The 17,687-nt window shown below is 65.3% G+C and carries 13 protein-coding genes; 3 read left to right on the forward strand and 10 right to left on the reverse strand.

What is annotated here, in order from left to right:
- The first annotated feature begins 321 nt into the window (after positions 1 to 321).
- Entirely contained in the window at positions 322 to 3,090 is a 2,769-nt protein-coding gene (locus VZ068_RS16895; RefSeq protein WP_349655940.1) for a LuxR C-terminal-related transcriptional regulator, read from the forward strand.
- A 151-nt stretch (positions 3,091 to 3,241) separates the two neighbouring features.
- On the opposite strand, the gene azu is transcribed toward VZ068_RS16895, so the two are convergent.
- From azu to VZ068_RS16925, 6 genes are all read right to left on the reverse strand, one after another.
- A complete protein-coding gene (azu, locus tag VZ068_RS16900; RefSeq protein WP_349655941.1) occupies positions 3,242 to 3,691 on the reverse strand; it encodes an azurin in 450 nt (149 codons plus the stop codon).
- 220 nt (positions 3,692 to 3,911) lie between these two features.
- On the reverse strand, positions 3,912 to 5,114 hold the full coding sequence (locus VZ068_RS16905) for a pyridoxal phosphate-dependent aminotransferase (protein ID WP_349655942.1): 1,203 nt from the start codon (positions 5,112 to 5,114) through the stop codon (positions 3,912 to 3,914).
- 30 nt (positions 5,115 to 5,144) lie between these two features.
- Positions 5,145 to 5,648, reverse strand: a complete 504-nt coding sequence (locus tag VZ068_RS16910) for a RidA family protein (protein WP_259162776.1) — start codon at positions 5,646 to 5,648, stop codon at positions 5,145 to 5,147.
- 23 nt (positions 5,649 to 5,671) lie between these two features.
- A complete protein-coding gene (locus VZ068_RS16915; protein WP_259156320.1) occupies positions 5,672 to 6,097 on the reverse strand; it encodes a cytochrome c in 426 nt (141 codons plus the stop codon).
- Positions 6,094 to 7,701 carry a flavin monoamine oxidase family protein gene (locus VZ068_RS16920; RefSeq protein ID WP_349657739.1) on the reverse strand — a complete coding sequence of 536 codons (1,608 nt, stop codon included), beginning with the start codon at positions 7,699 to 7,701 and terminating at the stop codon, positions 6,094 to 6,096. Before VZ068_RS16920 ends, VZ068_RS16915 begins: the two co-directional genes overlap by 4 nt.
- 88 nt (positions 7,702 to 7,789) lie before the next feature.
- The gene (locus VZ068_RS16925) at positions 7,790 to 10,072 is read right to left on the reverse strand and encodes a TonB-dependent receptor (RefSeq protein WP_349657740.1); all 2,283 of its coding nucleotides are present in this window, start codon (positions 10,070 to 10,072) and stop codon (positions 7,790 to 7,792) included.
- A gap of 391 nt (positions 10,073 to 10,463) precedes the next feature.
- Here VZ068_RS16925 and VZ068_RS16930 point away from each other — a divergent pair, with 391 nt between their 5' ends.
- Positions 10,464 to 11,081 carry an HAD-IA family hydrolase gene (locus tag VZ068_RS16930; RefSeq protein WP_349655943.1) on the forward strand — a complete coding sequence of 206 codons (618 nt, stop codon included), beginning with the start codon at positions 10,464 to 10,466 and terminating at the stop codon, positions 11,079 to 11,081.
- A gap of 363 nt (positions 11,082 to 11,444) precedes the next feature.
- On the opposite strand, the gene VZ068_RS16935 is transcribed toward VZ068_RS16930, so the two are convergent.
- The gene (locus VZ068_RS16935) at positions 11,445 to 12,671 is read right to left on the reverse strand and encodes an acetylornithine transaminase (RefSeq protein WP_349655944.1); all 1,227 of its coding nucleotides are present in this window, start codon (positions 12,669 to 12,671) and stop codon (positions 11,445 to 11,447) included.
- A gap of 72 nt (positions 12,672 to 12,743) precedes the next feature.
- Between VZ068_RS16935 and VZ068_RS16940 the strand changes: the two genes are divergently transcribed.
- Positions 12,744 to 13,616, forward strand: coding sequence for an ion transporter (locus VZ068_RS16940; RefSeq protein WP_349655945.1), 873 nt, complete (start codon positions 12,744 to 12,746; stop codon positions 13,614 to 13,616).
- Positions 13,617 to 14,414: 798 nt separating this feature from the next.
- On the opposite strand, the gene VZ068_RS16945 is transcribed toward VZ068_RS16940, so the two are convergent.
- From VZ068_RS16945 to VZ068_RS16955, 3 genes are all read right to left on the reverse strand, one after another.
- Positions 14,415 to 15,356 (reverse strand): YiiG family protein, encoded by a 942-nt coding sequence (locus tag VZ068_RS16945; protein ID WP_349655946.1) that lies wholly within the window; start codon positions 15,354 to 15,356, stop codon positions 14,415 to 14,417.
- Positions 15,357 to 15,476: 120 nt separating this feature from the next.
- Positions 15,477 to 16,448 (reverse strand): YiiG family protein, encoded by a 972-nt coding sequence (locus VZ068_RS16950; RefSeq protein ID WP_349657741.1) that lies wholly within the window; start codon positions 16,446 to 16,448, stop codon positions 15,477 to 15,479.
- 352 nt (positions 16,449 to 16,800) lie between these two features.
- Positions 16,801 to 17,616 (reverse strand): NAD(P)-dependent oxidoreductase, encoded by an 816-nt coding sequence (locus tag VZ068_RS16955; protein ID WP_349655947.1) that lies wholly within the window; start codon positions 17,614 to 17,616, stop codon positions 16,801 to 16,803.
- Positions 17,617 to 17,687 lie beyond the last annotated feature (71 nt).

Genomic DNA, 17,687 nt, shown 5'->3' on the forward strand with positions numbered 1-17,687 from the left:
GGAATTCCCGCTTGCGGGACGTGCATCCTGCATTGGGTGAATACGCAGGCAGGCCCGCGCGTTCCTTGACCCCGCGCACAACGCGCAGCATTTCTCGCTGCGATGGCGCTCACTGAGGGCCACGCGCTTTGCTTTTGTCTTGCGGCTGTCATACCTTTCTGAAAGGTGCTCACGGATGGGCATGGGTGGGGACCCTCGAAGCAGCCGATCCGTCGTTGTCGCCATCGCGGTGACATGCCGGCCGTCGCCGCTGTTTCACTTCCGTTGTGCAGCGTGTCGAGCCGACGCGCCGCTGACGCCTGCCACGGCCGCCCTCGCCTCATGCTCAAGCCTGTTGCGTTGCTCACCCCGCGCCCGTCACCGTCGCGCGACCATGCTCTTCCCGATTGGCTGCTTGCCAGCAAGCTGGAGCCGCCACTGCCGCGCCCGGGTGCGGTAGTGCGCGAGGCATTGCTCACGGCGCTGGATCAGGCGCAGCTGCGCCCGCTCACCCTGCTGCTGGCCCCGCCGGGGTTTGGCAAGACCACCCTGCTTGCGCAATGGCATGCGCGTCGACGCGCGCACGACGATGCGGTGGCGTGGCTGTCGCTGGACGAAGAAGACGCCGATCCGGCGCGTTTTCTCGGCCATCTCGCATTGGCGCTGCAGGGTGCCGGCGCCGATCCGGCGCTGTGCGCCGGGGTGATGCACAACCGCGACCAGGACCCACGCGATGCGGCCACCGTGTTGATCCGCGCCTTGCGCGGCGCGCCGCGTCGTATCAGCGTGATCCTCGACGACTACGACCGGCCCGGCAATGGCCTGGTCGATGAGCTGGTGTTGCGCCTGGTCGAACACAGCGGCGGGCGCCTGCATCTGTTGCTGGCCACGCGCCGCGTGCCGGCATTGCCGCTGGCGCGGCTGGATCTACAGGCGCAACTCGGCCGCCTTGGCAGCGCGCAACTGGCGCTGGACAACGACGAGGCGCGCGCGCTGCTGGGGCCGCACATCCCCGCACCGGTGGTGGACGAACTGCTGCGCTACACCGAAGGCTGGCCGGTCGCGCTGCATCTGGCGCGACTGTGGCTGGAAGGCGATGCACAACGTCAGCAGGAAGTGACCGCACGTTTTTCCGGGCGCAGTGCGCAGATTGCCGCATACCTGGCCGAACAGGTGGTCAACGATCTGGATGCCGACACGCGCGATCTGCTGTTGCGCACCAGCCTGCTGGAGCGCGTCAACGCCGCGCTGGCCGACGCCGTGCGCCAACGCGACGACAGCGGCCGGCTGCTGGCGCGGCTGGAACACTTCCACGGCCTGCTGGTACCGCTGGATGGCGAGCGCGAATGGTTCCGCTATCACCCGTTGTTTGCCGACTTCCTGCAGCAATTGCTCGATCGCGACCACCCGGGCCAGGCCGTGCACCTGCATCAGCGCGCAGCGCGCTGGTTCGGCGAGCACCAGCATCTGGCCGACGCGGTGCGCCATGCCGCGCGTGGCGACTGCGGCGACCTGGCCGCCAGCTACATCGCGCGCGCCGGCACCTGGCAGTTACTGCTGACCCACGGCATGCATGCGGTACGCGCGTTGCTGCGCCATTTCGATCATCGCAGCATCCGCGACACGCCGGCACTGAATCTCACCCAGGCGTACCTGCACCTGAAACTGGGTGAGTTCAGTCATGCACGCCTGTTGCTGGAACGCTTTCGCGATTTCCCGGCCGCCGTGCGCGAGCCGCTGCAGCGCGACTACACCGTGGTGGTGGCGTTGTTGCGCGACCGCCTGGACGAAATCTGCGGCAATCCGCACGGCCTGACCCAGATTGCCGCGCAAGCGAACGCATTGGACGAAGACGATCATCTGGGCCGCGGCACCTTGCTGTGCATTTGTGCAACGACCGCGCTGGCACAGGGCGGGTTTGCGGTGGCCGAGCGCTATGCGTTGGCTGCGCGCGATGCGATGCACCGCGGCGGCAGCGATCTGGGCGCCAGCCAGGCGTTGCTCTGGCTTGGCCAGAGCTTTTTCTACCGCGGGCGGCTCGGCGACGCCGAAACCTGTTACCGGCAAGCGCTGCACTGGTGCACACGCACGCCGCAACTGGACCGCGTGCTGGAAGCTGCCGGCAGCTGCCTGCTCGCGCAGGTGCACTACGAGCGCGGTCGCCACGACGATGCCGCCGACCTGCTGCATCCGGCGCTGGAACTGCTCGAGCAACACGATGGCAGCGCGGACGTGCTGGCGGCCGCGTACGACACCGCGCTGGGCCTGGAACGCGTGCGTGATCACAGCGGCCGCAGCGCGCTGGTGTTGCTTGAGCATGTCGAGCAGATCGCGCATGGGCGCAAGCTGACGCGGCTGTCGGAGCTGGCGTCGGCCTGGCGACTGATGTTGCTGCTGGAGCATCCCGGCAACGCCGCCATCGACGTGGTGATCGCGCGCACCGGTGGGGAATCCGGGTTGGCGCATACCCTGCGCTCGGCGCATCGTTGGCGCGATCGCGCGGCGATGGGCTTTGCATTGGCGCGGTGGCATCGTCTGGCCGGGCGCAGCAATGCGGCGCTGACCATTCTCGGCCAGATCGAGCAGGCCTGTCTGAGCAACGACAATGCCTGCCATCTCGCGCGCACCCGCGCGCGCATCGCGCTGGTCCTGCAGCAACGCGGCGAGCTGCTCGCCGCCCTGCCGCATTTGTACAGCGCGCTGGACCATGTGGCGCTGACGCAGAGCTGGCAGGCGATCGTCGAACTCGGCTTGCCCGCCAAGGCGATGCTGCGTTCGCTGCGTCAGCACGACCCGCATACCGTCGGCGGCACCACGCGCGCATTGACCATCCAGGCGCTGCTTGAACGCCTCAGTGGCGATGAGGATCCCGCCAGCGATGTGTTCAGCGAGCGCGAGCTGGAGGTGCTGGCGCAACTGGCGCGCGGTTACTCCAACAAACAGATCGCCCGCCACCTGCACCTGTCGGAAAACACGGTCAAATTCCATCTCAAGAATCTGTATCGCAAGCTCGACGCGCGCAGCCGCGAAAGTGCCCTGGCGCAGGCGCTGCAGCGCGGGGTCTTGCGCGGCGAGGACATGCAACACGCCGCGGATGCGCCGCCGCATTGAGCGGCGTGCGCATCATGCGCGGCCGATGCGCACGCCGCTCAATGCGAAGAACAACACGCTGGTGCGTGGCGATGCGCTGGCCATCATCGGATCGATGCAGATGCGGCAGCGCCGCAGAGGGCACTAGAACCAGGCTCCCAGTGCTCCACCATCAGCCAAAATTCAACGTACCCTTCATCATCGCCCAGTGCCCGGGGAACGAGCAGAAGAACGTGTAGGCGCCGCCCTTGGCGAGCTTGCTGGTTGCGAAGCTGACCGTGGTGCTTTCCCCGCCACCGACCACCTTGGTATGCGCGATCACCCGCGCATCGGCCTTGGGCAGATAGCTGTCGGCAATGGTCGAGCGCATACCGGCGTTGGCCACCGCCTGGAAATCGGCGGATTTGGTCAACACCCAGTTATGTCCCATCACCGTGGCCGCCATCTTGCCCGCATGCTTGAGCGTCACATCCACCTGGGTGCAGTCGGGCGCAATGGTGATGGTGCTCTGGTCGAACTTCATCTGGTCGTTGCCGGTGATGGTCACCGCGCAGGTCCGCGCCCAGGCCGAGGGCGCCATCGCCATCACGCCGAGCACGGCAATCGTCGAAAACAGCTTCAAGGCAGTCCTCCTGCAATAAGTAAAGCGCGGTGCGTGAAAGCGACCGACGCTCGCGCCTGCGTCGGTGCCGTCAGAGTACCCCTTGCCATCGCCAATGCAGTGCTGCGCCGCCGCACGATCAACCGCACGCGGTGATTTAGATGCGCCGACGACTGACCGCCAGCGCATCAGGCGATAGCCACGCCGGCACGATCACCGCGCGGCAGTGGCACCCACGACGCTACGCATAGCGGAAGAAGTCCCGCATTGGATCGTGCACATCGGCGGTGGCCTGCGGCACAGGCAACGGGCCACGCTTGCCGGCCATCACCTGCACGAATGCCTGCTTGAAGCGTGCCATCTCCGCCTCGGTCCCTACCGTGATCCGCGACCAGGTTGGCCACACCGGCCAACTGCGCCCGATGAACACGCCAAAGGTGGCCATGTCGTCCTTGAAGCCGGCAGCAGGTCGCTTCACGTCGACCATGAAGCAGTTGCTCTCCGATGCGGTACACGCGTAACCCTGCTTGATGAGGAAATCGATGACGTCCTGCCGCGTGGCTGCGGTGCGTGCACGGCGCTGCGGCACCAGATCCGGGTCGCGCAAGCTGGCAAGACCCGCAGCGGCCGCCGTCACCGGCAGGCTGTTGACGCTGTAGAACATCAGCTTGGCAAGCAACTCCGGGCGCGCGGCCGCGTAGCCAAGCCGGATCCCGGCCATGCCGTAGAGCTTGGAGAAGGTGCGCAGCACCACCACGTCCTCGCCGGCAGCAACCATGTCCACCACGCTGCTGGTGCTGCGCGCGAAGTGGATATAGGCCTCGTCCACCACCAGCACGCTGCCCTTGGGCTTGTGCGCCAGTGCGTAGTCCAGATCCTTGCGGGCAGTGACCGAGCCGGTGGGATTGTTGGGGTTGCAGATATAGATCACGCCGGCATTGGCGTCGGCTGCGCACATCGCCTGCACGTCGTGCGAAAAATCCTTGCGCAACGGCACCTTGATCAGCTTGGCGCCATTGCGCGCGGCAGCGCGCCACCCCGATTCGTAGGTCGGGTCGGCCGTCACCAGCGCGGCGCCTGGCGAGGTGAAGGCCAGCATCGTGTAGTCCAGCGGCTCGGTGGAGCCGGCATAGGCCATCAGGTGATCGACCGGCAGCTTGAGCTCGGCCGCCAGCGTGGTCATCAATTCCATCTGGACCTGCCGCAGATAGCGCCCGCCTTGCGGTGCGATCTGCGCAATGGCCCTGACCGCGGCCGCAGACGGGCCATCCGGGAACTCGTTGGAGCCGATCATCACCGGCGCCAGCGCGCCTGCGGTTGTTGGTTCAATGGCCGCAGTGCGTTCGGCGGCGCTGGCAAGCAGCGGCAATGCACCGGTCCCGGCGGCACCGGCAAACAGGGCGGAATCACGCAGGAATCTGCGACGCGATACGGCGGTGTTCATGGCACTCTCCAGCAAGGCAACGACGCGACTTCAGGGACGCACGGCAACCACTTCGATCTCGACGCGATACAGCGGATTGCCCAGCGCAGCGATCTGGAAGGCCGAGCGCGCCGGCAGATTGGGCTGTTCCTTGGTGCCGAAGAACTGGCGGTAGCCTTCCATGAACCCGTTGAAATCCATCTTGCCGCCCATCGCCGGGTCGCCGACCAGAAACACCTGCATCTTCACCACATCGCCCATGCCCAGGCCCAGCGATTTCAGCTGGTCCTGGATCTGTTTCAGCACGCTCACCGTCTGCGCCTTGGTGTCGCCGTACGCGGCTGCAGAGTCCTTCGGCGCGCTGGTGTCCACCACCGCAGGCACTTTGCCGCTGACATACACGGTGGCCTTGCCGGCAGGGATTTCGACCGCCGCGGCAATGGGGAAATCGCTGTTGGGAATCTTGTGGCGAATCACCTCGGCAGCAGTTGCGGCGCTCAGGCCTGCAGACAACACGACGGTGGCAACGAGGGCGGTGGCGATGGGACGGAACATGGCAACTCCTTGGAAGAAAGAATTCAGTGGCGCAGCAGCTTGACGTCGTCGGCGGTGACGCGCTCGGCATGGTCGTTGCCGAAATGGGTGCGTACATAGCTCACCACCTCGGCCACCTGGCGATCTGTGAGCATGTCGCCAAATCCCGGCATGCCGGCGTGACCGTCGAGCACCATCATGGTGACGTAGGGCGCAGCCGCCAGCTTGGGATTGCCCGCAAGCGCCGGGTATTCGCCGGCGCCCTGCGCACCGCTGCCGGCGGGCATGTGGCAGCCCTGACAGACCGCACGATAGACATGCTCGCCGGATGCGGTGGCGAACCCCTTTTGCGGATACAGCGCCGTGGCGTCGGAACTTTGCGCCTGCGCATCGCGCAGGCCGGGAGGGAGCAGCGCCGCGCCGATGACCAGCGCAACGGCCGCAGCAAACACGCGTGGCAACAGATTCATGCGCGACCTCCCCCGGCAATGACCTTGCGATGCAGGCGGCCGACGACATCGTGCGCCGACAGGATCGCGCCCTCCTGCCAGGCCGGGATATAGGACACATGCTCGCCCGCCAGCGCCAGGCGGCCATCGATCTGGCAGAGCGGCTCATAGTGCTCGGCACGCGCCTGTTCGCTCCACATGCCGAAGCAGCCATGCGTGAACGGCACGCGATGCCAACCCACCGCGATACCGTTGTCGAATTCGCGCGGATATTGCGGGTGCAGTTGCGTTCCGTATTCGACCGCCTTGCGCACCCGCTGCTCCGGAGACATGGAGGTGAATTGGTAGGCATCCAGCCCCCACACATACGCCCCCAGCAGCACGCCCTTGCCGGAGCTGTGGTAACCGGTGCTGGGATAGCTGATCAGGGTAATCGGCAGATCGGTGTAGCTGATGCCGCCGTAGATGGCCTCGTCCTCTTCCCAGAAGCGCCGTTTGAATTGCAGGCCCACCTTGACCGACGCGGCATACGGCACGCTGCCGATCGCGGTGGTCATCGCGTCGCTGGCGGTGGTGGGAATCCGGCTGAGCACCGACAACGGAATCGTGCAGATGCACCAATCGGCACTGGCCACGCGTTCCTCGCCGCCGCGCGTGGCGTCCTGCCAGGACACACGCACGCCGCTGCCGTCCTGATCGATCCTGGTGACCTTGGCGTTGTAGGTGATGGCATCGCCGAGCTGGCGCGCGAACGCCTTGCCGATCTGGTCCATGCCACCCACCGGCTGAAACATGGTGGTCTGCATTTCGTAGTTATTGCCTGCCGCCAGCGTGGTCCATAGCCGCGAACGCAGCACATCCTGCACGCTGAAGGGTTCGGAGAATTCCGGCTTGCCCGACAAGCCGCCACCGGGGTAGCGCGCAAAGCCGCGCCGCTCGCTGCTGTCCTTGCCTTTGACGTAGCCGAACTTTTGATCCAGCGCGCCCCAGGTGCGCAGCGATTCGAGCAGCACCTCCTGGTCTTCGCGGCTCACAGCCGTATCCAGTGCGTGCTGCTGCGTGCACTTGGCCAGCAGCTCGGAGACATGGCCCTTGTAATCGGCATCGATCGCGCGGAATCGCTGCGGCTTGCCATCGAAGCCGTTCTGGCTATGCAGCAACGCGTTGTAGTTGACCTGGTTGAAGGCTTCCAACGCCACGCCGAACTGCTTGCAGTAACTCAACACCGCCTTGTGGTGGTGCGGAATACGCCACGGCCCGGGGTTGAGATACAGCCCATCGTCGAACTGGCAGTGCTGCGTGGCGCCGCCCAGTTCCGTATAGCGATCGCCGCCGCGCAGCGTCCAGTTACGGCCGCCGGGGCGGCCGTTGTATTCCAGCACCTGCACGCGATATCCAGCCTTGCGTAATTCGAAGGCAGCGGTCATCCCGGCCAGCCCCGCGCCCAGAATCAGCACGGACGCGCCCTTCGGGTCGCCATCCAGCTGCAGTGGCCCGGTGAAGCGCGATTCGGCCGCCATGCCCAGGCTGCTCATCGCCTGATACATCATCGCGCCGCCAGCGGTCATGCCGATGCGCGCCAGCAATTGCCGCCGCGTCATCGCCCCAGAGTGATTGCCTTGCATCAACGCGTAGTCCTTGCATGTCATGGATCAAGTGCGACCGACGAAAACGCATGACGCGGCCGGCAATGACGCCGGCCGCATCACCACCTCAGAACTTGTAGGACAGACTGGCGAACAACTGGCGCGGTGCGATCAACTGGTACGAGCCGGAACTTTCGTTCGGGAACACCGCACCGATCGCATCGTCCTTGTCGAACAGGTTGTAGACCGACAATTGCAACCGGCCACCGGCAAGAAAGCCGGCATCGCCGCCTTGATAACCGACGCTGCCGTTGACGATGAAGGTGGCATCCACCTGGTCGGTATTGAGCGTGTCGCCATAGCGCTTGCCGGTGTATTTGGTGTCGAGGTTGGCGAAGAAGTGCTCGCCTTCCCAACCGCCGTTGACGCTGAACATCACCTTGGGCGAGTCCGGCACTTCGTTGCCTTCCACCTGCACAAGGTTGCCGCTGACCGGGCCGAAATAGTTGTCCTGGAATTCGGATTTGTTCCAGGTCAACGAGGCACCCAGCCGCCAGCCCGGCGCCGGTTTCCACATGCCGGACACCTCCGCCCCATAGGTCTGTACGTCGCCGACGTTGGCGTAGACGGTGGGCGCAACCACCAGCGGGTCCGGATCGGTCAGTGCGATGATGCGGTTCTCGTAGTCGATCTTGTAGGCGGCGATATAGCCGCTCCACTGGCTGGATTCGGCGCGGATGCCGATATCGATGTTGGTGGATTCCTCCGGCGCGATATCCGGATTGAAGGCACCGGAGGTCAGCGCCAGCCGCGGTGCCGAGCTGAAGTTTTCCGCGTAGTTGGCGAACACCTGCACGCCCTCGGCAAGCTGGAAGCTGGCGCCGACCTGGGGCTGGAACCAGTCGCTGTTCTTGATGGTGACATCGCGGCGCACGCCGACGTTGAAATCATCGAGATTGGCGATGCCGTTGTAATCGCGTTTGACATCCAGCCCCTTGGCGCCGAACTCCATGGTGAGCCGGTCATCGAGCAGGCGCAGCGTGTCCTTGATGTAGAGCTGCTTCACCTCGGTGGAGAAGTGATTGTCGTAGTAGATAACGATCGGCAGCGAGCCCTTTAGCAGTGCGCCAGTGGCTGGGTCCAGGTTGTACAGCGGCCGCACCTGGTCGAAGTCGTAATTCTCGTACCACGCACCGACTTCGAGCTTGTTGTGCTCGGTCTCCCACGACACTGCAGTGGTCATGCCGTAGCGATCGCCGCCCATGATTTCCTCGCGCCGCGTCATCGCACCGACGCGGGTGACATTGCCATCGGCATCGACGATCTGCGGGTCGTTGATGGCGATATCGGTGCGCCCGGGCGTGCCGGCGATGGCGTCGTTGTACAGGCCGGTGGCCGTGCTCGGCGGCGTGCCGCCGACGCCATAACCATGCTTGTTCTCGTAGTAGCCGGTGAAGGTGACACCGATCGCATCGTTGAACAGGAAATCGCCATGCAGGCTCAGCAACGAGTCGCGGCGGCCGTTCTGCCATTCGCTGTAATGCTCGGCATCCACTTCCGGATTGCCGGTGATACGTTCGTGCAGATCCCACGCCACCGAACCGTCGGAGTTGTACGACTGCACGTCGTAGTCCTTGCGGTTGTTGTAGATCCAGCCCAGGGTCAGGCTGCCCACGTCCCAGGCCTGGCGGATCTTGGCTTCGAAGTGATCGCTCTTCTGCGTGGCCGGCTCCATGTCCCATACCGCGCCCTGCGTGCGCGATGCGGAGATGTATGCACTCGGCCCGCCGTCCCACCAATTCGGCGTATCCAGGCGGACAAAGCTGCGTACCAGATCGTCCGAGCCGATGGTCTGGGTGAGATTGCCGCTCCAGGTATCGCCGCCCTTGGGCGGAAGACTGGTGTAGCGGATCGCACCGCCGAGTGCGTGATAGGAGGGCTGGGTGACATCGCCGGAGCCGGCCGACACGGTGACGTCTAGCAGGTTCTCGCTGGACACGTAACGGGTGATCGGGCCGCCTTCGCGGGTGTCGAAGGTTTCGATCGGGATGCCGTCCAGGGTCACGCCGATCTGGTTGGCGGAAAATCCGCGGATGGTCATCGAATCGCCGAACTCGTACAGCCCGAACGGGTCGGTGGTCTGCACATTGACGCCGGGCAGGCTGGCCAGCAGCTGTTGCGGTGCCACGCCCGGCACCTGGGCCTGGATCTCGTCCATCGAAATGGAGGCGGTGGTGCGCGTGGAGCCGGTGCCGACCACGCTGACCGCGTCCAGGGTGCGCGCCTCCTGCGCCAGTACCGGCAGGCTGTATGCGCCAGACATCAGCAAGGTCATCGAAGCGAGCGTGTGGCGACGCGTGGCGGCGGTGAGAATGGCGGCCATTGCGGCCGCCAATTGATCGGTGTTCAAGCGCTTAGGCATGCAATCGACCCCTGGAAGATGGTGCGTGCTGAGTGACCGGACCCGCTCCCCAAGACCGGCTGACACCGCGACTGCGGCATGGATCGACCATACCCAGCGCGGTTGCGCCGCAGATGCGGTGCGGAGGGTAGGGTCTGCGCGTGCGGGTAGGTTGTTTCCGTACTGGAAAATTTGAATACGCAGCGCAACTGCCCGTGTGGCGTGCTCGTGCAGGCGCCGGGCGTTGGCGATCGGGCGTTCGCACATGCCGTGCGCGGGCGTATGAGCTCGCGCATCACGCGCCTACCCGTTTGCGCCTTTGCGGGCATAGCAGATCCCGTACGCTTGCGATGCAGCGGCAGATCGACAACGCTGCGATGCCCGCCTCGCGAGCATGCCCATGCCGTCTGCCCCTCCGTCCTTGCTGCTGCTGGATTTCGACGGCGTCTTGGCCAGCTATTCGCGCCCACGCCGGCTGGCCGCATTGGCGAGTGCTGCGGCATGCCCGCCGCAGCGGGTGCAGCAGGTGCTGTTCGAGCAGGGACTGGAGCGCGCCTACGATGCCGGCGCCCTCGACACGCAGGCCTACCTGACCCAGTTGAGCGACGGGCTGGGGCATCCGATCGACTGCGCCACCTGGATTGCGGCGCGCGTGGCAGCCTGCCGAGCGGACCCCGCAGTGGTGGCGCAGGTGCTGGCGGTGTCGACGACCGCCGCGGTGGCGGTACTTACCAACAACGGCCCGCTGATGACGGAGGCGATCGCGCGGATCGTGCCAGCGCTGTTTCCGCTATTGCAGGGCCGCGTGTTGTGCAGCGGTGCGCTGGGCGGCAGAAAACCGCAGCAGGAGGTCTATCAACGCGCGCTTGCGCAGCTGGATGCGGACCCGGCACGCACCTTGTTCGTCGATGACCTGTTCGTCAACGTCCGCGGCGCCCGTGCCGCCGGATTGCATGCCGATACCGTGCGCGATGCGCGCGCCTTGCGGCGGGTGTTGAAGCGGTATGGGTTGGGGTGAGATTGGGGATTGGGGATTGGGGATTGGGGGCGGCTTCGTGCGCCCCCTCATCCGGCGCTGCACGCCGCCTTCTCCCGCCGTGCGGGAGAAGGACAGGCAGTCGAACTGCCGCTCAGGCCCCTCCCCTGGGGGCGAGAAGGCGCGGTTTGCGCGCCACTGGCGCGCGTGCCCTGGAGCGCCCGCGTCGCAAACGCGGGCTGGGGCGCGGAGCGGGGGTTGGGGTGAGGGAAAGGGTTGCGACGCAGGGCGCGTCCCCTGCTACTGCCTTACGCGCTCCACAAACAACAAGCGCACACACGCCTTCCCTACCCTCACCAATCAGCGCCCTACCAGCCACCACCACGCAACAGACCCAGCAACCACTCACCGCTGCGCGGCGTACTCGGCAATCGCCAGACGCAGGCGGGCCAGGCCGTCGGCCAGCTCGGCGTCGGTTAGATTGAGTGCCGGTACGAAGCGCAGCACATCCGGGCCGGCCTGCAGCACAAGCAACCCATGCTTGGCCGCCAGATCCAGCAGCGCACCGGCCTGCCCGGCATGCGCCGGTGCCAGCACCGCACCAAGCATCAACCCGCGCCCGCGCACCTGTGCGAACAGGCCGAACTCGGCATTGAGCGTCTCCAGGCCGGCACGCAATGCCGCCGACTGCCGCTCCACGTTCTCGGCAATCTGCGGCGACGCCAGCTTGCGCAACGCCACGCGCGCCACGGCGGCAGCCAGCGGATTGCCGCCGAAGGTGGTGCCGTGCGCGCCGAACTGCATGGTCTGCGCCACCTTGGGGCCGGCCAGCATTGCACCGATCGGGAAACCGCCGCCCAGCGCCTTGGCCAGCGTCACGATGTCCGGCGTCACCTGCTCCTGCCAATGCGCGAACAAGGTACCCGTGCGCCCCATGCCGCATTGAATCTCGTCCAGCACCAGCAAGGCATCGTGCCGATCGCACAGCGCGCGCACCTGCGCCAGGAAGCCCGGCGCAGCCGGCATCACCCCACCCTCGCCCTGGATCGGCTCCACCATCACCGCGGCCACGTCGCCGCTGGCCATCGCCGCTTCCAGCGCCGCCACATCGTTGAAATCCACATAGCGGAATCCGCCTGGCAGCGGCTCATAGCCTTCCTGGTACTTCGGCTGCGCGGTGGCGGTGACCGAAGCCAGCGTGCGGCCGTGGAAGCTGCCACGGAACGTCACGATGACGCGCTTGTCGGCCGGGCGGCCCTGAGTGCTGGCCCACTTGCGCACCAGCTTGATGGCCGCCTCGTTGGCCTCGGTGCCGGAGTTGCACAAAAAGACGTTCTCGGCAAACCGCGACGCGCCGACCAGCTCCTCGGCCAGCCGCAGTGGCGGCTCGCTGTAGAAGATGTTGCTGGTATGCCACAGCTTGCCCGCCTGCTCGGTGAGCGCGGCGACCAGATCCGCATCGTTATGGCCCAGCCCGCTCACCGCGATGCCGGAGGACAGATCCAGATACTCGCGCCCCGCATCGTCCCATACACGACTGCCCTGCCCGCGCTCCAGCACCACCTGGCGCGGGCGATACACCGGCAGGTAGTAGTGCGCAAGGGACAGGGGCGAATCGGCAGCGGTGCTCATGATGGTGGGTCGCAGAAGCGGAGGGAGAACCCGCATTCTCGCGCATTCGCCGGCCTGCGGCACAATGCGCGCATGCGCCCTTTCTCCGATCCCCAGCTCACTCCCGCCACCGACGACGGCTGGCGCCGGCAATGGTTCGACATCATCTACCGCCACGACACCCGTCCATCGCGCAATTTCGATCTGATGCTGGTGGTGGCGATCCTCACCAGCGTGGTGGTGATCATGATCGACAGCGTGCCGCGCATCCATTCGCATTCGGCGCACTGGCTGGTGCCGCTGGAATGGGCGTTCACGGTGCTGTTCACCATCGAATACGCGTTGCGCCTGGCGGTGGTGCGGCGCCCGCTGCATTACGCGCTCAGCGTGTGGGGCGTGATCGATCTGCTGTCGATCCTGCCCAGTTACCTATCGTTTTTCGTGCCCGGCGCGCAGACCCTGCTGGTGGTGCGCGTACTGCGCATCCTGCGCCTGTTCCGCATCCTCAAGCTCACCCGCTACATCCAGGAAAGCGGGCAACTGGTGGACGCGTTATGGCGCAGCCGCCGCAAGGTGCTGGTGTTCCTGTTCACCGTGCTCACCATCACCGTGATCGCCGGTGCCACCATGTACGTCATCGAAGGCCCGCAACACGGCTTCACCAGCATCCCGACCAGCATGTACTGGGCCATCGTCACCATGGCCACGGTGGGCTTCGGCGATCTGGTGCCACAGACCACCCTGGGCCGCTTCGTCACCTCGGCACTGATCCTGATCGGCTACAGCATCATCGCCGTACCCACCGGCATTTACACCGCCGAACTGGCCACCACGCTGCGCGAAGGCGGCCACACCGGCCGGCGCGACGTTCGCAACTGCGCGCGCTGCGGGCTGGAAGGCCACGCCACCGACGCGCGCTATTGCCGGCAATGCGCCGAGCCGCTGCCGGAGATCGCCAACGGCTGACGCGGTACTGCGGACTTAATGCGACGACTGCGGCCACCGATTGATGCCCCAGTCGACGTTGCGATTCCCATCGGCACACCACCAAGCTGGCAGGTGTGGTGTCGTTACCGATTGCCGGACCCTTGGCGGCATGGATGCCGCCGTGGGGCCTCCGTGCACGGATTCACGGCATGTCTCGCAAGTGGTGAGGGCATCGCGCCTCCGACGATCTGAGCTTCCGCCTGACTCCAAAGACCGCAGCGATCAGAAAACCCGGTGTTTTGTTTAGGAGTGGTCGGATCATGCGGATAGACCAGTCGCAGAGCGGACGATCTGTCGCTTGGCTGCAGGGCCCTTGCCCGCCCACCACGCGGGACACGCCGCAAGTACGTCCTTGTGAGCTCTTACGCGGCATCCATGCCGCTCAAGGTCCCGCGACGGTGAGCGGACAAGGACCAGTCGAGACGATCGGTGTTCGGGTGCAAGCAGAGCATGACGTGCGCGTTTTTATAAGAGCACGCCTCATTAGTCATCCAAGACAAGCCGAGCAATGAGCAGGCTTTCAATGAAGCAACCTTGAAACTTCCAGGTGCGGTGTCCTCGCCGGTTGCGGGACCGTGTGGCGGCATGGATGCCGCCACCGAGCCTGTAGGGACGTACTTGCGGCGTGTCCCGCGAGCGGCGAGGGCACCGCGCCCTCGACCAACCCTGCCTGGAAACATACAACGGCGCTGAAGTTCCAGATCGTAGCGTCGTTGAAGCCTGCGCAATCACCCGCGCGATGCGCTGACACAACGCGACAGGAATGCATGCACAGCATCAATGCGACATGCGATTACTCATGTCGATCAGATCGTTGTAGCTGGCCAGCACGGCCTGGCGCGTGCCGCCCGGTGGAAGCGAGCCACTTTCCAGCAGCATCTGCTCGCTCTTGTTCAATGGTGTCTTGGTGCGGATACGCTCGACCAGTCGTCCCGACTCGCGCGCCAGCTTGTCGGCAGAACGTTCCATGTGGCCCCACATGGCATCGCCCTGGCCGACCTTGGCCTTCTGCGCCTCTTCCAGAATGCCCTGGTAGCGTGCGAGCTGGGATTGCGCTGCGGCAAGATCCGGCGCGTCGCTGTCGAGCACCTGCGCCAGCTGCTTGCCTTCGCCGATGATCTTCAGGTGATACCAGGAGGCACTGCGACCCTCTTCCTTTTCGATCGCATCGATCTGCGCCTGGCGACGCATGTCTTCGTTGCGATCCAGCGCCGCATTCATCGCTTCGCCCGCCTCGAAGAACGCTGCATAAGCCTGCATCAACGGCGCATGCAATGCACGCATGCCCTTGCCTTCGTCGCGCAGATAATCCTCGCGCTCGTAGTACCGCGCCGTTTCTTCGATGCGCTCGTTGAGCGTGGCAAACCGTTGCTGATACGTCTTGGCCACCGGGTCGAGTTCGGCGTTGGCCGGTTGCTGCGCCAATGCGGCCGTCATCGGTGCGCCGCAGGCCTCGACCCGATGCGACAGCACCGTGCCCGGCCCACGGATCGTGTCTTCCTTGCCGGTGGGCCCGGCCTGCGGATCCTTCATCCAGCCGGTGTAGGTCTGGTAACTCTCGTGCAGCGGCTGCTCGACACCGTTGAAGCAGGCGATGTAGGCATTGACCTTGTCGGCATCGGGCGCAGCGGCGACCGGCGCCTCTTTCTGGCAGCCGGCAAGCAGCACGGCAAGTGCGACAGCTGCGCTGAGCAGTGCGTAACGACGTGGATGAGGCATGCGATGTTTCCTGTGCAGTGGTGAAGAAGTGAGCTGACCCGAGCGATGGCCGATCGCGCGCGTCGCCGTCAGCGCGGTGCGGATGGCCGCACGCGCTGTATCGTGCAATGACGCTGGCAGTTACTGGCGATTGCTCTCGGACACCAGCGCGTTGTAGGTATTGAGCAACTTGCGCGGCGATCCTTCCGGGGCCAGCGAGGGACTATCGAGCCATCCCTCTTCGATGCGGCTGTAGGGGGTCTTGTCGACCACGCGCTTCACGCGCGACTTGGCCTGCTTGCGGAAGTCTTCCGCAGCGGTTTCGAAGCTGTTCCATTTGAGTTTGTCCGGCTCCTGGTCGGCCACCTTGGCATGCGCCTCGTCCGAGAGCCGGTTGAAGCCCTCCAGCAGCGTGTTTGCACGCGCGATGTCGAACCGATCTTCCTGCAGCACGTCGGTCAGTTGTTTGGCATCGAGCATCATCGACAGCCGGTAATACTCGCGCGTGCGTCCCTGCTCGCGCTCCAGTGTCTTGAGCATTTCGCGATGCGCTGCATCGTTTTGCGCTTCCAGCTCGGCACCGAATGCGCTGCTGGCCTGCGCATAACGCTCCAGCGCCGCCATCAACGGCGCGTGCAGTTGCTTGCCCTTGGCGAACTGGTCGTCTTCGTAATCCTGACGCGCGTAGTAATCGGCCACCTGGTGGCTGATCGGCCGCAGCGCCTGCAGGGCCGCGTGATATTGCCGGGCCGCCGTGTCCAGTGCCGGTAGCGACGGTTGCGCGGCAGCCGCCGCACTGACCGGCGCATCGCACTGCTTCATGTCGAAGTCGCTGATGTCGTACGGGCCGGCAACGCGCGTTTCGCGCCCACTCGGGCCGGCGTCCGCATCGTCGATCGAACCGATGTAATGCTTGGCGCCGGCATGCAGCGGCAGATCGACCCGGTTGAAGCAATCGATATACGCACCGAGTTTGGCGTTGAGTGCGTGCTGCGCATCGTGCGGCACATCGGCGCCCTTGCTGGCCGCCGCGTTGCCGGTTGGCGTGGTCTGTTTGCTGCAGCCGGCGCCAAGCGCAAGCACGAACAGGGCGGGCGCAAACGCACGCGGCATCGGGAACACAGGCAAACGTCCTTGTTGGAAACGGTTTCAGCCGCGCACGATAGCAAACTGTGGTGTGAAATCAGCGTGCCCGGGATCGTGGTGGACGCCGGCACTCGTCTGCACTGCATGCGGCGATGCGCGCAGGGGAAATCGGTTTTGTGTTGAAGAGTGGCTTACGTGTGTGCATCGATGCATCTGCGCACGACGCCTGCATCGCGCTCGGAGCGACAAAGACCACAGCGCGCAATCGCCAGACGGGTACGGACGGCGCACCGCAGCACCGCACCGTAGAAGCGGCACAGGCTGCACCGAGCACCGGCCGTGCCCGCCTATCGGTGGGCACAGGCGTTGTGTGAGCCGCTCAGTCGAGAAACAGATCCGGCAACAGGCTCCGCGACGGATCGACCGCATAGCCGCTGAAATCGGTGACGCCGGCCTGCGTCAACACCTCATCATCGATCAGGAATTGCCCGTGGAAGTCGGCCGCGGCGCGCGTCAGCACCGCATGCGCGGCGTCGGCCACGATTTCCGGGCGACGACAGGCAGCGGCGTCCACACCCGGCAGCATGTTGATCGCATCGGTGGCAATCACCGTGCGCGGCCACAACGCATTGATCGCCACGCCCTGAGGGCCGAATTCGGCGGCCAGCCCCAGTGTCACCAGGCTCATCCCCATCTTGGCCAGCGTGTAGCCGGTATGCGCGCACCACCATGCCGGGTTCAAGGACGGCGGCGGCGCCAGGGTGAGAATGTGCGGATTGGGCGCCTTCAACAGATGCGGCAGGCAAGCCTGCGCGCACAGGAAACTGCCGCGCGCATTGACCTGCTGCATCAGGTCGAAGCGCTTCATCGGCGTGTCCAGCGTGCCACGCAACCAGATCGCGCTGGCGTTGTTGACCAGGATATCGACACCGCCGAAGGTCTCGACCGTGGCGGCCACGGCCGCACGCACCTGCTCCTCGTCGCGGATGTCGCACTTGAGCGCCAGCGCCTGACCACCTGCCGCCGTCACCGCCTCGGCCGCGCTGTGGATGGTGCCTGGTAGCTTGGGATTGGCCACCGCCGATTTCGCGGCAATGACCACATTGGCTCCGTCGCGTGCAGCCCGCAGCGCGATCGCAAGACCGATCCCGCGCGAGGCACCGGTGATGAAGAGGGTCTTGCCTGATAACGTCATGGGATTAGGGAGTCGGGATTGGAGATTCGTAAGAGCTTATTCTTTCATTGCTCCTACCGACCAACCCACCG

The sequence above is a fragment of the Xanthomonas sp. 10-10 genome, assembly GCF_040182365.1.
GTDB classification, from domain to species: domain Bacteria; phylum Pseudomonadota; class Gammaproteobacteria; order Xanthomonadales; family Xanthomonadaceae; genus Xanthomonas; species Xanthomonas arboricola_F.